Origin of the sequence: Paenarthrobacter sp. RAF54_2, assembly GCF_052113945.1 — a bacterium.
In the GTDB taxonomy this organism is placed as follows: domain Bacteria; phylum Actinomycetota; class Actinomycetes; order Actinomycetales; family Micrococcaceae; genus Arthrobacter.
In genome coordinates, this window is sequence record NZ_JBFRDV010000013.1 from 194999 (window position 1) to 210691 (window position 15693).

8 protein-coding genes and 1 pseudogene are annotated in these 15693 nt (G+C 60.3%); 4 read left to right on the forward strand and 5 right to left on the reverse strand.

Annotation, left to right across the window (positions count from 1 at the left end; translation table 11 throughout):
* Nucleotides 1–30: 30 nt before the first annotated feature.
* The 4 genes from AB4Y87_RS14920 to AB4Y87_RS14935 all read right to left on the reverse strand — a co-directional run bounded on the left by AB4Y87_RS14920 (nt 31) and on the right by AB4Y87_RS14935 (nt 6754).
* The gene (locus AB4Y87_RS14920) at nt 31–966 is read right to left on the reverse strand and encodes a carbohydrate ABC transporter permease (RefSeq protein ID WP_442005106.1); all 936 of its coding nucleotides are present in this window, start codon (nt 964–966) and stop codon (nt 31–33) included.
* Nucleotides 966–2297 (reverse strand): ABC transporter substrate-binding protein, encoded by a 1332-nt coding sequence (locus AB4Y87_RS14925; protein WP_442005107.1) that lies wholly within the window; start codon nt 2295–2297, stop codon nt 966–968. Before AB4Y87_RS14925 ends, AB4Y87_RS14920 begins: the two co-directional genes overlap by 1 nt.
* 135 nt (nt 2298–2432) lie before the next feature.
* Nucleotides 2433–4556 carry a beta-galactosidase gene (locus tag AB4Y87_RS14930; RefSeq protein WP_442005108.1) on the reverse strand — a complete coding sequence of 708 codons (2124 nt, stop codon included), beginning with the start codon at nt 4554–4556 and terminating at the stop codon, nt 2433–2435.
* 26 nt (nt 4557–4582) lie between these two features.
* On the reverse strand, nt 4583–6754 hold the full coding sequence (locus AB4Y87_RS14935) for a hypothetical protein (RefSeq protein WP_442005109.1): 2172 nt from the start codon (nt 6752–6754) through the stop codon (nt 4583–4585).
* 186 nt (nt 6755–6940) lie between these two features.
* Here AB4Y87_RS14935 and AB4Y87_RS14940 point away from each other — a divergent pair, with 186 nt between their 5' ends.
* Nucleotides 6941–7534, forward strand: coding sequence for a TetR/AcrR family transcriptional regulator (locus tag AB4Y87_RS14940; RefSeq protein ID WP_442005110.1), 594 nt, complete (start codon nt 6941–6943; stop codon nt 7532–7534).
* A gap of 57 nt (nt 7535–7591) precedes the next feature.
* Here AB4Y87_RS14940 and AB4Y87_RS14945 read toward each other — a convergent pair whose 3' ends face one another.
* Nucleotides 7592–10057 (reverse strand): glycoside hydrolase family 2 TIM barrel-domain containing protein, encoded by a 2466-nt coding sequence (locus AB4Y87_RS14945; protein ID WP_442005111.1) that lies wholly within the window; start codon nt 10055–10057, stop codon nt 7592–7594.
* A gap of 558 nt (nt 10058–10615) precedes the next feature.
* Here AB4Y87_RS14945 and AB4Y87_RS14950 point away from each other — a divergent pair.
* From AB4Y87_RS14950 to AB4Y87_RS14960, 3 genes and pseudogenes are all read left to right on the forward strand, one after another.
* Nucleotides 10616–12795 (forward strand): annotated as a pseudogene (locus tag AB4Y87_RS14950) (amylo-alpha-1,6-glucosidase).
* Nucleotides 12796–12951: 156 nt separating this feature from the next.
* Nucleotides 12952–13527, forward strand: a complete 576-nt coding sequence (locus AB4Y87_RS14955) for a TetR/AcrR family transcriptional regulator (RefSeq protein ID WP_442005112.1) — start codon at nt 12952–12954, stop codon at nt 13525–13527.
* Nucleotides 13528–13794: 267 nt separating this feature from the next.
* Complete coding sequence (locus tag AB4Y87_RS14960; RefSeq protein WP_442005113.1) at nt 13795–15411, forward strand: MFS transporter; 1617 nt, start codon at nt 13795–13797, stop codon at nt 15409–15411.
* Nucleotides 15412–15693: the final 282 nt, after the last annotated feature.

The following is a 15693-nucleotide window of genomic DNA, read 5'->3' on the forward strand; positions in this document are numbered from 1 at the left end:
AGAAGCTCCTTTCGGATGATTGGTGTGTCCTCATGCTCGGGACCGCCTGGCTGAGACGGCAAGCTGAATCAGAGAGAGCAGCACGAGGGCACCGCCGAAGACAACCGACATGGCGGCAGCGCTGCCGTACTCGTGGTTGGTAAAAGCTTCAGCATAAATTTGAAGGGTCGGAACCATGGTGTGGTAGCCGGGGCCTCCGTTCGTCAGCACCTGGACGGTGCCAAAGACCTGCAGTGCCGCCAGGAGGGTGAGCAGACTGACAATGGTGGTAACGGGCGCAAGCTGCGGCCAGGTGATGTACCGGAATTTCGACCACGCCCTTGCCCCGTCCAGTTCCGCAGCTTCGTAAAGTTCGGAGGGAATGTCCTGCAGTCCTGCGAGGAAAAGCAGGAATCCGAAGCCCCAATGGAACCAGATGAACACCGCAATGACCGATGGCAACGCAAGGGCAGGATCGCCGAGCCAGTTCTGCTGGAAGGCGCCGAGTCCCACGATCTCGAGCAAACGATTGAGGACTCCGGATTGCGGTGAGAAGAGCGACGTAAAGATCAAACCAACGACGACGACCGAGAGGACTCCGGGAAGATAGAAGACTGTCCGGAAGAAGGTTTTTCCTCGTACCACTTTGTTCACTGCCACGGCCATGGCGATCGCGAGACCGTTACCGATGAAGAAACCGACCAGAGCGAAGACTGCGACGTTTTGCATCGATGCCCAGAACGCTTCGTTCTTGAACACTGACTCGTAATTCTTCCAGCCGATAAAGGGCGTGTCCGGGCTGACACCGTCCCAGCTCTGGAAACTGAGCAGGATGGCTTGGGCGAACGGAGTGATGGTGAACGTAGCGATCAGAACGATTGCGGGGGAGAGGAACAATAGCCCGAGCAGCGTCTTGCGCGCGCTGCCTCTGCGTCGCGGCGCCCCGAAGGAGCGCCGCGAGGCAGATGTTGCGAGTTGGGGGGACATCAGCTCTTATCCTGGGCAGCCTGCAGGTCATCCAGGACCTGGTCGATCGTAAGCTCGCCGAGGACAAGGCCCTGTGCATCCCGAATGATAGCGGTGTTCACGTTGGTCTTGATGGTGTTCGGCAGAACCTGCATGTCCTTAACACCTGCCCCGAATCCGGAAAGTTGGGGCGACAGCGTCCCGCTGGCCAGGAGCTCAGGGTTCGATGGCATGATGCGACCCACTTCAGCGAACACCTTCTGTTGTGCGGGGGCAGTAAGCCACTTGACGAACTCAAGTGCTTCCTTGGGGTGCTTGCCCTTCGGGTTGATGACTGCGCCCTTTCCAGGAAGGCCCGGTGAACGGGGTGCGAGCTTGCCATTGGCGGCCGGTGGAACGGTCAAAGAGATGAAGCTGTTGTAGTCCGGGGCGGTCTTGAATCCGACCGAGACGCCAGGGGAGGCGTCGAAAATGGCGCCGACTTCATGCTTGCTGAAGAATGATCCTTCCACGGTGGGGTTGTCATTTTGGCCGCCTGTCAGGGAGCCGTTGGCAATAACGCCGGCCTTTTTCAAATCCACGAGCAGTTGGAAGGCATTGCGCCACCCGTCGGACTTCCAGCTGGCCTTACCGTCAAACGTCGCGGAGATCTCGTCGTCCGTCAGCCAGTTTGAGGCGAAACCCTGGATCAGCTGGGGCGTCAGCGAGGCGGCGACAGAGAAGGTACCCTGGCCGTTCTTGCTGGCCGCGGCGAGCTTTGAGATGAGTTCACTGGATGTCTTTGGCAGGGCCTTGGGGTCGACGCCCGTCGCTGCCGGGTCCAGGAGGAGCCCGTACGTCTGGGTTTCCCAATGCGCCGTGTAGATTCCGGCGGGAACACCCAGGTTGTTTCCATCTGCGAATGTGGACATCTTGATCACGGCGGGGCTGAAGTTCTTACCCCAGTCTCCCTGCAACTCGGATTCAAGGTTCATCGCCCAGCCGGCCTTGTAGAAGGGCGCCATGTCCGTTGCATTGAAAGAGGAGTAGATATCAGGCATCGATTTCGACTGTGCCTTTGCCTGCAGCTTGGGCAGATAATCTGTGGGGCCGGGCGAATCAACAGTGATTTTGATGCCCTTCTCCTTGGAGTACTGCTCCGCGAGCTGATTCAGGGCCGCTTCCTGTCCACGGGATTGATTAAGGAAGGTCAACTCAACGGCACCAGAGCTGTCACCGGAAGCGCTGGTTGAGCCGCCACCGGCGGAACAGCCCTGGAGGAAGAGTGAAGCTGCGACTGCAACGGCGCCGACGGTAACAGCCCGACGCCGGACGGTTGCCGGACTTGCTGGGGTACGGCTTTTTTTACGCATGAATTCTCACCTTTGAAAAGGACGTAAGGATCGGGGGAGTTTTGGATTCTGTTGTTCAAGGAACGAGTTCAGGACGGCCTTGGCGGCGCGGAGGTGCCGGGCCTCCCGAATGGCGGACGGGGCGGACAGCTAATTTCATGGGCACGATGATTGCTCCCCCAGGGCCGAAGATGGTTGGAGGTATGCGCTGGATGTGATTGCTTGGTGTTCGATAACCGCCACACCTTGCGACTCGAGGACCATTCCAGCTGTTGGGCCTCCGCTCAGCAGATCTGTGCCTCTGGCGGTGAGAGTTACAGGAACGCAGCCATGGTTGATCACGAAGCTCACTTCGCCGCGTTTGACGGTCTCAACCCATCCTTCTCCGTCGGGTATCTCCGTAGCCGCATTGAGCACGATGCCTGCTTCGCCGAGCAAGGTGTGGACCAGGTCGGTCATCGCGAGGGGTTCCAGACGGGTGGCCAAATACCACGCTGCGCCGTTCCCCGTGGATCGGCGCGTGAGGGCAGGCATTCCCTTAAGGTGGCCTTGTCCGAAGCGCGCCTTGACTTCTGCGTCCTGGATGCGTACCGCTTCGCTCCATCCAAGAGCCGTGGCGCGGCCGCCGGAAAATACGTCGCCGAGCACTTCTACTGTTGGAGGGATGCTCGCGTCCGGCCGAACCGGGATGGAGCCGGGTCGCTGCCATGCAGCCGCAAGGGGTACGAACTCTTCGATCCACACCCCCAGGGTCTGCTGCAGCTTGCCAAGATAGCCGTTCAGCCGGACATGCAGGGACTCATCGAGGATCGCCGATTGGGCTGTGACGAAAACGGTCGATCCGGAGTTGGCGGCCTTGTCCAGAGCGTCAAGTTGGGGGTCTGTTGCTACGAGGAGGTTGGGGACGATGATGAGGGGATATGCGGCGAGGTCCTCATCGCCGCGAACGAAATCGACCACCATACCGGCCCTTGTCATGGCTGCGTGCCAAGGAGCTACGAGGGCGAGATAGCTGGATTCGACTGGTTGCCCGCGCTGCTCCAAGGCCCACCAACTGTTCCAATCGAAAACGATCGCCGCCTGGGCGGGGACGTGTTTGCCCATGAGCTGGGGGAGTCTGTCCAGCTCGTGCCCGAGCTGGGCTACTTCGCGCCAGATCCGCGTGTCGGTCCCGGAATGGGGCAGCATCGCTGAGTGGAATTTCTCTGCGCCAGCTGCGGATTGGCGCCACTGGAAGAAGAGAATTCCGTCGGCTCCACGGGCCATGGCCTGGTAGGACAATGCCCGCATCTGCCCCGGCGCCTTGGGAGCGTTCTCTGGCCGGGTGATAACAGCGCCGGTGGACTGTTCCATCAGGATCCACGGCTTGCCCCTGCCCAAGGACCGCATAAGGTCGCGCGCCATGGCTGCGCCCAGGGGCGCGTCAGGGTCTGCAGGATCGGGGTACAGATCATCCGAAATGACATCGACGTGTTGCGCCCATTGCCAGTAGTCCGCACCGCGGAAGACACCCATGAAGTTGGTGGTCACAGGTATGTCCGGCGTTACTTCGCGCAGTATGGCTTTCTCGGCAAGGAAGCAGCCGAGCAGTTCGTCAGAGCTGAAGCGGTCAAAGTCGAGCAGTTGGGTGGGGTTTGCGAAGGCTGCTGTCGTCCGCGGAGGCAAGACCTCGGCGAAGGACCCATAGCGCTGGGACCAGAAGGCTGTACCCCAAGCATGGTTGAGTCCGTCGACGTCGACGTATTTCTTTTCAAGCCAGCGTCGGAAAGCTGCCGCCGATTCGTCGCAATAGCAGCGGGCCACATGGCATCCGTACTCGTTGTTGATATGCCATAGGGCCAGCGCGGGATGCTGACCATATCGCTCGGCAAGCTTTCGTGCGAGCCGTCCCGCCGCTGAACGGTAAGCTGGCGAGCTCGGGCAGTATGTCTGGCGTGAGCCCGGGGCCAAGCGGACGCCGTCGGCTGTCACCGGAAGTGACTCGGGATAGGCCAAGGAAAACCATGGCGGAGGCGAAGCAGTCGCCGTTGCAAGATCGACGCGGATGTTCCCGGTGTGGAGATTGTCCAAGGTCCGGTCGAGCCACTCGAAATCGTACTGGTTCTCTTTCGGCTCCAGCATGGCCCAGGAGAAAACGCCAACAGTTGCGAGATTGACTCCTGCAGCCTTCATCAGGCGAACGTCTTCAGGCCATATCGATTCGGGCCACTGTTCGGGGTTGTAGTCACCGCCGTACCACGGGGTGGTGGAGAACGCGGAGCGCATAGCTGCCTCTCTCATTGGTGATGGAAGGAAAAAGCGTGGTTCTAGCGGCTTGAATGGGGGGAAACGGCGTATCCGCTGAAGCGGGGCAGAGTGTTGAAACCCTCGACGGCGAGTCGCCAACCTGCTGGGAGTGCTGCTCCACGTTCAACGGCAAGGGCCAGATGGGCTATCGCAGCCAGGAGGCCACCGTTGGCAGGAAGGTAAAGAGTGAGGAAGCCTGGGATCTGGGGATTGTGCCCATTGACGAGGAACTGGTTCTTCGGCGACGGCAGAAGCAGTGCCTGAATCGCCTTCTCCATGTCTCCCAGCCGTGCTGCCGACATCGACATGACGGGATAGTCCCATCCCCAGGTGGATTGAAGGTCCCAATTGAGCCACACGGAGTCAAGGGTTGCGCGCATGGCCCCGGGATCAATAATGTCCGTGTCGGGCAACCAGCCAAGGGCCATCAGCATGGAGGGATGGTCTTTGCGCAGCAGGTAAGGCGGAGTCGCCAAGGCAGCGTATGTTCCGTCGGGCATCAACCGGGGTTGATGCATGCGGCGGCCGACAACGTCCCAGTCCTCACGTACCGGTAGGTTCAGCCGTTGCCGCCATTCATTGGCAACATTCAGCGCCCAGGACCAGTAGGCGAGTTCGAAGGTGGGATCTGTGTTTGTAGCCCGGTCAACGAGGTAGCTTTCCTGGGCAGGGATAAGCGGCGGTGGCAGGATAAAGGTTCCGTCGTGCTCTTCAACGAAGTCGGCCATGAAGTCCGCTGTCGCTTCAACAAGCCTGTAATGCTCCTCGAGGAATCCTTGTTCGCGGCCCTCGCTGTACAGAAGTTCGAGCAGGTGGATCAAGTGTGGCTGCTGCCATATGAGGAACACGCCGATATGACTGGGCGATTCCCGGGCTGACGGGTCTGTTTGCTTCGGCCAACGGGCACCCTTGTATCCTTGGCGGCTGGCCGTTTCCTGGGCAGCCGGGAGGGCTGTGTGGTACCAGCCGAGGCTACGTTCAAGGAGTGCCCCGCGCCCCCACAACGGGAAGTGGGCGCCATGCCACCAATGCATTTCGAGGTGGAACTTCCCGCACCAGGTGTTGTAACTCAACCCTGTTTCTGCGGGTGCCGTCCCTCCAGCGCTGTTCACCGCCAGGAGGTACTGGGACAACACAACCCGGCGTTCAAGCTCCGTGGCGCCTGCGTCTGTGCTTCCGTCGAAGCTCACGGCCGCACCGCTCAGCCAGTAGTCCTCCCATGCAGAAGCGGCGGCGGCACTGACTGCCTCAAAAGTGCGTGGAGAGTCAGTCGGTTGAAGCCCCGGAACGGGCTGTAGGGTAACGACGACTTCGAGTTCGTCTTCAGTGGTAACTGCCATCACGCGGCTCCCGCCGTCGAGCAGGCATAACGTACCCGTTGTCTCCACTCGGACTTCGTAGGTTGTGGATTCCACAACTCTGCGGGCCAGCCATGTCCCGGGTGATGTCTCTTCCCAACCCACGCTCTCGGCCAACGGGAGTTCGAACGGGGCCAAGTCATCGCGCTGGGGGTCGAAGATCCAGGACACTGCCAGTCCGCTTCGCAGCAGTTCTGATCTGATTCTCGTGGCGAAACACTGGGCTGTGGGATGAGCCGTGGTGGCTACTTCGACAGGTACGCCTTGGAGCTGATATCCGGCATGTACTGTGCCGGACCACAAGTCGAGTTCAGTGTGTGCGCCCTCCAGTTCGTTCGGAAGAACTATCCGGGGACCTGCCTCGGTTGCATCCAGCGCAAGGCGGCCCAGATGCATCCTTCTGGGGTTGAAGGCGAACCAAGCACTTGCCCTCAGTTCGTCGGGAATCGGATCGGCGGCGCGCTGCAGCCCCATTCGATCCAGGTAGGGTACCGGGCCCCTGGGGGTTTGGTGCATGGTGGTGGCATCTTCCAGAGAAAATTCCTGTTCGCTTCGGGTGCTGTACCAGCCCCAGCTCGATTGAGTGCGAAGGGGGATTTGGAAGTCGTCCACGTTAAAGGGCCGTATCTGCTGTTCAGGCAGGCCCCTGCTCCCGTCGTCGGCAATCCGCAGTGGATCCGGCCGGAGTTCGTGAAACGCCGGAAAAGTCTGCAGCCCGGAAATGTCCACGGTCATGGCAACGTCGCCGTTGCCCACGCTCAGCGTGTTGGTAGCGTGCGCCTGCGTGAGGACGGGATTATGACGGCACACGACGCTGCGCCGGTTGATTTTCATGCGCGTACCCCACGCAGGTCGTCAAACGATATCTGGCCAGGGCGTGTCACTTTGAACGGTTGGCGGTGTTTGGGCATCTTTGCCTCCTCGACGCTTGGACCCGAATTCTGAGTCAACTATAATTTCTGATTAGAGGATAGCGTTAAGGTTTGAAACGAATCAACAGTTTTCTTGAAAGGACTTGATATGGCGGAAAAGCGGGGAGAGTACGCAAAGTCGAACAAGCGGCGGGAAGCGCTCAGCGCGGCGGCGCTCAATCTTGTGCAGGCCAAGGGGCATCGGAATGTCACGGTTTCCGAGGTCGCAAATATGGCCGGGGCGAGCGAACCGACGGTCTTCTACCATTTCCCCACCAAGGAAAGTCTGTGGATCTCTGCCTTGAAGCAGTTTGACGACGAGAACATTCGCAGCGTTGGTCATGAGGCCGGAGCTATCGCTGATATGGGCCGTCGTGCGGAAGTAGGTGTTCGCCGCCCCCACATCCCGCTTCTTTATGCGGAAATGGCGGGCGCCGCCGTCGACCGGGAAAACCCCGCGAACCCCTACTTCCAAGAGCGAATGGCCCGATCCCTGCAAGTCATAGCGACCGATATTGAACGCCTGCAGGGCGAAGGCAAGGTACCGGCTGACATAGATGCGCACGTGGCAGCCCGCGTTCTCCTCGCGTGCTGGGAAGGTTTGCAATTCCAGTGGCAGCACGGACCTGAGTTCGACATTCGGGCCCATTTGGAATGGAACATCCGGGCGGTCCTGGGTCCTGACGCGCTGACCCCGCCGTGATGGCTTCCAGCAGCGGCGGGGTCAGCGGGTCAATTTACATCATTGGTAGAACCGGGCTCAGTGCACCAGGGCATCCACCAAGCGGTCCACGGCTGTGACGGTGATCGTGGCCGTTTGGTTCGCGCCCTTCACGGTGACGATGATTTCACCTGCTCCGGTGGGGCGCACGATTGCCAGCGCCCTTCCCTCGTAGGTGTTGCCGACGTTGGAGCGGAAGGAATCCTGTGACTGCGGGTTCCCATTACCGAAACCTTGCAACACGCCGTCGCCTTCCACCGCGACAGAGAAGGGCTCCGCTCCCTGCCTGAAAACACGGCCCGCATCGTCTTCCAGGCATATCTCGACGAACGCGAGATCGCCGTCGGAGGCGTCGATGGTGGCCCGATCCGTTCGAACCCGGAGCGTGGGCAAGCCCTCCGGAGTCGAGAGGCTCCATCTTCCCTCCGATCCGTCGGCATTTCTGGCAATAGCCGCTACCTCGCCAGCGGCGAATTCGGTTTCGAAGATGGCCTTGAACCCGTTCGCGGGGCCTGCGGGGCGGACTCCTGCACTCTTGCCATTGATCTGCAGTTCCACCTCAGGCGCTGCGCTGTAAACCTCGATGCGCATCGGTGTTCCCTCGGCAACATCCCAGTCCCATGTTGCAACTGCGTCGCTGAAAGACCATTGAGTGTGGCGTGCCTCCCGCGTGAAATTTTCGGGGGGATGCACTGCAATGTAGGGCTCGGCCCTGAGGCCGAACACAACTTCACGGAAGTAGGAAACAGGCCGGCGATGTCCCGTAATGTCGATGTCCCCACACCATGCGGTCCGCCAAGGGAAAGGTGCGCCGAAGGATTGGGGTCCTTCGTCAGCGTAGTTGACGCGTCCTATACCGGCCTCGCCCAGGTAGTCCCATCCGGTCCAGGTGAAGTCGCCGATGAGATGTGAGTTCTGTTCAATGGCCACCCAGTTCTCACTGATCTTTGCGGGGAAAGTCTCGGTCCCCACGATGAGGCGGTTCGGGAACAGCTCACGGTCCAGCTCGTACCTGCTTTCTCCATAGTTGAGTCCGGCAACGTCGACTACGGCAAAGGACTCCTCAGTGCTGTTGGTGACCAGGTCCGACGTCGCGATGTCCTTCATCAAATCGCCCATCTGATTCATGGCTGAGTTGACGCCACCCTCCATGCTCCTGCCCGCCTCGGCGAGGCGGTGGATAACGGAGACCATCGGATTCATGCCGTTCGTCGTGAAGCGGGTGGGATCCAACTGACGGATTTTCTCCGTGACGCGYCTGCCCCACACGGCGCCCAGGGAGTTTCCGGTCTCGGGAATCTCATTTCCGATCGAATACATGATGACGCTGGGGTGGTTGGCGTCTTTGAGCACCATCGCTTCGACGTCACGCTCCCACCAGTCAGCGAAGCGCAATGAGTAGTCAAAGGATGATTTGGACTCGGTCCAAACGTCGAAGGCCTCATCGATGACAAGTAGCCCTAGACGGTCGCAAGCGTCGAGCATTGCGGGGCTAAGAGGGTTATGGCTACTGCGGATGGCGTTGAATCCGGCCTTCTTGAGCAGCTCGACGCGCCGTTCTTCAGCCCTGCGGATGGTGGCTGCGCCGAGGGGTCCATTATCATGGTGAACGCATGCCCCGCGCAGTTTGATGGTCCGCCCGTTCAGGCGCAGGCCGTGCGCGGTATCCAGCTGCAGAGTGCGGAAGCCAAACGCGGTGGTGGAAAGCTCAAGCTCATCGCCGCCTTCGAAGACGCGGGTCACCGCTGTGTAAAGGTTCGGATCATTGACGTCCCATAGCTGTGGGTTCTTGATGGTCAGACGCTGGCGCAGCACCGCGGGCTCAGCCGGAAGGACAGTTACGGGGGCCTCAGTTTGCGCGACCAACGCCTGTTCCTGGTCAAGGATGTCAACGCGAACCCGGACTGTTCGCGGTCGGGCCCCGGAGTTGCGCAGCGTCGTCGCTATGGCTGCGACGCCGAGGTCAGCATCAAGGTCAGGGGTCGTGATCTGGACACCCGCGTAGTCCAGATGCACGTCGCCGGCGACAGTGAGCCAGACATCACGGTAAATGCCCACACCGCTGTACCAGCGGGAGTCCTCGTGCGCGCGTGCCTCAACCCGGATGACGTTCCGTTCCCCATGGCGAAGGTGCGAGGTCATGTCTACGCGGAAGCCGGAATAGCCGTAAGGGCGTTGGGCCACAAAGTCATCATTTACAAAAACCATCGCGTCCCGGTAGACGCCTTCAAAGTCGACCGCGACGTGTCGGCCGCTCCACTCCGATGGCACATCGAACTCCTTCGAGTACGCGAACGCACCCCCGGGGACGTAGCCGGTATTCGACCCGTTATCGCTGGGAATCCGCACCGATCCCACCAGCGCGTCGTGGGGTAGGCAGATGGATTCCGGTGGCGCCTGGCCGGGGCGCAACTCGGAGAAGAAGCCGATTTTCGGGCGAACGGACCACCCGCTGTTGAAGGAAACGCGTGTGGGCTGCCTGTATTCGGTGAGGTCCTTCGTCATAATCTCTTCCTATCGGTCTTGGGTGTTCCGTGGACGGGCTTCCCACGGTTGCGCACGCAACGGTCGCTGCAGAGACCGGAATAGGTCAAAGGCCGGCAGCGCAAAATGACCTTTGCTGGGGGACGCGGAAGTACTGACTCTCTGCTCGGGCATGCGGCAGAGCCTGAGATCTGGCGACCCGCCCATGGTCTCGCTGCTTCAGGTGCACGTTGGTGATTGGGCAGCAGCTACGCGAACTGGGAAGCTTGAATTGAATAGTAACCGCCATGGTAACTATTGGCAAGGTTCGACAGGCCTAAGCTGACGTCCCGTCATCTTCGTAGTCGCTGACGCCGGCCAGGTCGCGTCCGGCGATGTATCCGAAGGATCCGGGGAGAACCTTGACGGCGTAGAAAGGTCCCTGTTCCAGGGGTCGGAGAGATGGGGAGGCTAATTACGAGTCAACGCGCACCCTAGCCCGGTGGGGAAAGCAGGCGTAGCGTCGTTCGAAGAATTGGCACTGACGGCAGCACGACCCGCTGGATCAGGGCGGGCGATTCAGATTTGTGAGGGCCTGAGATGGCTGGCTGGAATGCGGACACGGCGGCGGGGCCTCTGGGAGCCGGGACGATTACCCTGCTCGAGGGGTCCTCGTTCTGCATCTCTTGCAGAACGGGGACATACAGCCGGAACATCCACACGGTCTTTTTGTCCGGGACACACGCATTTTGTCCTGCTGGCAGCTCACGATTAACGGCTACCCCCTTGAGCCGCTGGCGGCGGAGATGAAGGAGCCGTACCGGGCGCTGTTTGCAACGCGGGTTCCCCGCTCGGACGGGTATGCGGACAGCCCGCTGATTGTGGAGCGGCTGCGGGAAGTTGGGGTGGGCATACAGGAACATGTGCGCATCGGGAATTACTCACTGGACCGCGTCGATTGTGTTGTCTCACTGAGAGTTGAGGCGGATTTCGCAGATCTGTTCTAGGTGAAGGAGGCACGGATCCAGCGGCGCTGGGATCAGACCCGCCAGCGGGACGGAGACACACTAGCCATTCAGGCTGTTTGGCAAGATGTCCGGAAGGGCGTTGTTGTCCAAGCTGCTGGAACGGACATTGGTCAAGAGACGCTCACATACCGGGTCTCGGTCCCGCCGCACGGCGAGTGGAGCACTACCTTGACGGTGACTCCGATGGCCGAGGGGACCAATCCTGAAGCCATGTTTGTCCATCCTGATGAGGACGGCTTATCCCCTCGTGACCTGCGTCGGCAGGAATGGGTGGCAAAGACTCCCGTAGTGCAGATGGGAAACCTCTCTATTGAGCGAATTGGCCGCCGGAGGTACGACGACTTGGGTTCCCTTCGCATAGAGGATCCGAACCATCCTGACCGTGTTGTGGTGGCCGCGGGCGCGCCCTGGTTTATGACGCTGTTTGGCCGCGATTCACTTTGGGCATCCGAGATGTCGATGCCGGTGGATCCGTCGTTGGCATTGGGCACACTGCAAACGCTGGCAGAACGGCAAGGAACAGTGGTGGATCCTTTGAGCGAGGAGGAGCCAGGCAAGATTCTGCACGAAGTCCGGTTTGACGTTTCCAGCGGTTTGTCCTTGGGAGGAAAGTCCGTCTATTACGGGAGTGTCGACGCAACGCCCCTGTTTTTGGTGGTCTTGGGGTCCGTCGGTCGCTGGGGCTTCGCGAAAGAAACCATCGCAGATCTCCTTCCGCATGCAGATCGGGCGCTGGCTTGGATCAGGGACTACGGAGACAAGGACGGTGACGGATTCGTTGAGTACGCGCGACTCAATCCCAACGGGCTCGTCAACCAAGGATGGAAGGACTCCTGGGATGGCATCAATTTCGCTGACGGAGCCTTGGCCGTACCCCCTATCGCTCTCTGCGAGGTGCAGGCATACGTCTACGTTGCGTATCTCTCGCGTGCATGGATGGCCTACCAAGCGGGAGACGGTTCCTTAGGAAACGAGTTGGCCATTCGTGTCAGCCAGTTGAAGGAACAGTTCAATGAGCAGTTCTGGATGCCGGATCGGGGCTACTATGCGGTGGCCTTGGACCGCGATAAGCGTCAAGTCGATGCCTGCCCTTCCAACATGGGCCACTGCCTTTGGGCCGGACTCGTGGACGAGGACAAGGCCCCACTGGTTGCTGAAAGGCTGATGTCCCCGGAAATGTTCAGTGGCTGGGGAGTGCGGACTTTAGCTAGCGACATGGGCGCTTACAATCCGGCAAGCTATCACAACGGTTCGGTGTGGCCGCATGACAATGCGATCATTGCGGCCGGCCTGCTGCGCTACGGATTCGTTGAGGAAGCGCAGCGTATCGCCACTGCGCTGCTCGAGGCGGCCGAGCTTTCTGATGGCCGATTGCCCGAGCTGTTCTGCGGCTTCAGCCGGGAACGCTACGCGCGGCCCGTGCCCTATCCCACGGCCTGTACCCCCCAGGCTTGGGCAGCGACCACACCCATCTTCCTGGTGACCAGCCTGCTGGGATTCGATGCCGATGCGTCCCAGGGCGGTTTCTGGATGGATCCTGTGCTCCCGAAGTCCTATGGTGACCTGCATGTCAGGAACGCGCCCATGGCCGCTGGCCGGATCAGTCTCGACATCGAGGATTCAATACCCTCAGTCCACGAAATGCCTGAAGGTATGGTGTTCCATCGCGGCCGCAGGCCGTGGCTGGCAGAACTCGTCCGGCAAGCTGGCCGGGAGACATGGCCTAACACCCACAACGCTCCCGCGGAATAAGCCGCTGATGGGCAAACACTTCCCTGTGGCCCGTCAAGCGAAGGCTCAGCGGGTACTTCGAACAGCGCAAACGCGACCTTCATGACAGGTCGTCATAGTGGTGCCGGACTATCGTGAACGTTTCGTATTGGATGATTCACGTATTAGAGTCATCGTATGGCGATTAGAAGCGAGCAGAGTCAAAGAGCGATCCTCGATGCGACCATGGCGTTGCTTGACGACAGAAAACCTGGTGCCCTGACCGTCCAAAAGCTATCGATTGAGCGTGTTGCCCGGGAAGCGGGCGTAAGCAAGACAACGATTTACCGGTGGTGGCCCAGCAAGGCTGCGGTTGTGATTGACACCTTCCTCGACAATCACATCGCGCGTACTCCAATACGGGAGGATGTTCCGGCGATCGAGGCCCTCAAAGAGCACCTTGGCTCGCTGGCCGAGATTTATGGCGGCCGGGAGGGCCACCTCGTCGCCCAGCTAATTGCGGAGTGCCAGTACGATCCGGCGGCCATGGCGGAATTCAAGGACCGATTCTGGAATCACCGTTTGGAAGCCGCGCTTGCCCTCATTGAGCGGGCGGTCCAGGAGGGGGCGATCAGAAGTGACATACATCCCCTGGTTGTGACTGAACTTCTCTACTCACCAATCTACTTTCGGTTGTTACTTCAGACCGGACCGCTTGATCGCAAGATGACGGACCAGACACTAAGGGCAGTGCTGGAAGGCGTCCGCGCATAGCTGGATAAGGAACAAACACAGGAAGGGATTGGCGCTGACAGCGTCAATCCCTTCCTCTTTGCCTGCCCGGGAGCCCGCGCCCGAAGGCGTAAATCACGCCAGCCCTCGCCAGCTGCATCTGGGATAGCCCGGCCGGGTTTGGCAGACAGGCCCGCCCTTGAGGCATTGTCAATACGATACGAACCGTATATATTCGGGCTGGGGCGTCGCGCTGCATCGGCCCGGCGGGTTTTACGTCACCCATTTCCGTGAACAAAGGAGTTCCACGTGACTTATCCGAATCAACTTGCCAATCCGTCGAATCAAGGTCCTGAGCCGTACCCGCCCGGCACCCAGGTTCGTGTGGGCGCGACCCTTACCGCAGCCTTTGCCGCACCGTTCGTCTCGTCGATTGCGAACGTCATACCTGGATCACTGAACGGTGTTCTGCAGCAGCACTTTCACGCCCACGCTTCGCAGCTCACGTGGATCACCGCAGCATTCCTGATTCCGGTTGTCGTCTTCGAGCTAACCTTCGGAGCCATCGGTGACATCTTTGGGCGAAAGAGGCTCATGTATCTGGGGTCGCTGCTCCTTCTGGCTGGAAGCGTAGCCTCGGTGTTGGCTCCGACGGTTGAAGTGATGTGGCTTGGCGCTGCACTGAACGGCCTGGGTGCGGGCGCGTTGTATCCGACGTCGTTGGCGATGGTGGCCGCCGTCGTGCACACACCAGTCCAGCGGACCCGAGCCATCGCGGCCTGGGCAGGATTTCTCTCCCTTGGCGGTGCCATCTGTCCCATCATTGCCGGGGCGTTCGCAAACGCGGGCTGGTGGCAGGGCGGCTATGTGCTGATCGCGGTCGGCGCAGTGATTACGCTTGCTTTGGTTATCCGGGCAACGGATTCGTCGGCGCCTATGGGCCGAAAGCTGGATCTTCCCGGACAGGTGACGTTTGCAGTGGGCCTGACCGTGGCCCTTTGGGCGACAGTGCAGGGATCCGAGGTCGGCTGGAGCCAACCGGAGATCATCATCGGCTACCTCGTCGCGGCTGTCCTGCTGGCCTCTTTCATCATCATCGAATTGCGAACACCTTCGCCACTGCTGCACCTGGGCATGTTCAGGATTCGTTCATTCTCGATTGTTGGCATCGTAACTGTGATCGGTACCTTTGGATTTCTCATATATTGTTTCTCCACCAGCGTTTGGCTTGGCGTGCTGCAGCACCAGAATGCGGTCTACATCGGGGTCATTTGGCTCGTGATGCAGGGCCCGTCCTTCGTCTTCGCCCCGGTCGTTGGCAGGCTCCTGCACTCCGTCAGTCCACGGTGGCTTCTCAGTCTCGGGTTCGCGTTGATCGCCGTTGGTGCCTTTATCGCGGTCGGATTTGACCCGCACGACTTTGACTGGACGAAGTTCTTCCTTCCAGGGGCGTTCATCGGTATTGGCTGGGCCCTGACCATCGCGTCGATTTCGGAGGTATCTGTGAACACCGTGCCGAAGTCCCTTGCCGGGATGGGCAGCGCTACCACGAACCTTGTTCGCGATCTCGGTTTCGCGCTCGGCCCCGTCATTGGCAGTGCGATCGCTTTCGGGACGGCCAACAGCCAGCTGATTCCTGCTTTGGGCGCGCTAAACCTCCCGGCGGAGCAGGCAGGCCCGGTTCTGGGTATCGCCCAGGCCGGTGGAGCGATTGCCGTCAATAGTGTTCCCACCCTCCCAGCTGGTGCGCACGAGGTTGCCCTGACGGTCCTGGGCAGTGGATTCCAATTGGCCTTCCTGATCGGTGCGACCGCTGCCGCTGTTGCAGCGGTCGTCACACTCATCGGCCTCGCTGGCATGGACAACCAACCGGCGGTCGAAGAGGTTACAGCCCAGGACCTGGAGCCTCTGGCCGATCCCGTCTGACGTTACTTCCCAAGGCGTCTCGTCGGTCGCCCACGGCGGGTTTGCGTTTACCGTCGCTGCCACCGCGAGCACGTACCCGGATGAGGCAGGTGTTGAATCTGACTGTCATAAAGGGTGCGGGAAGCCTGAAGCCAGGCTGCTGTTTGGCTCGAGATTTGCCCGGGATATCGACTTCCCCGATGATGACGACCGCGACGACCAGCCGACGACGGCGGCGAACTCCCGCCGTCGTCGGCTGCAAGGTCCTCTGGAACCTTCTTGAGATGTGGACGGAAAGGGGGC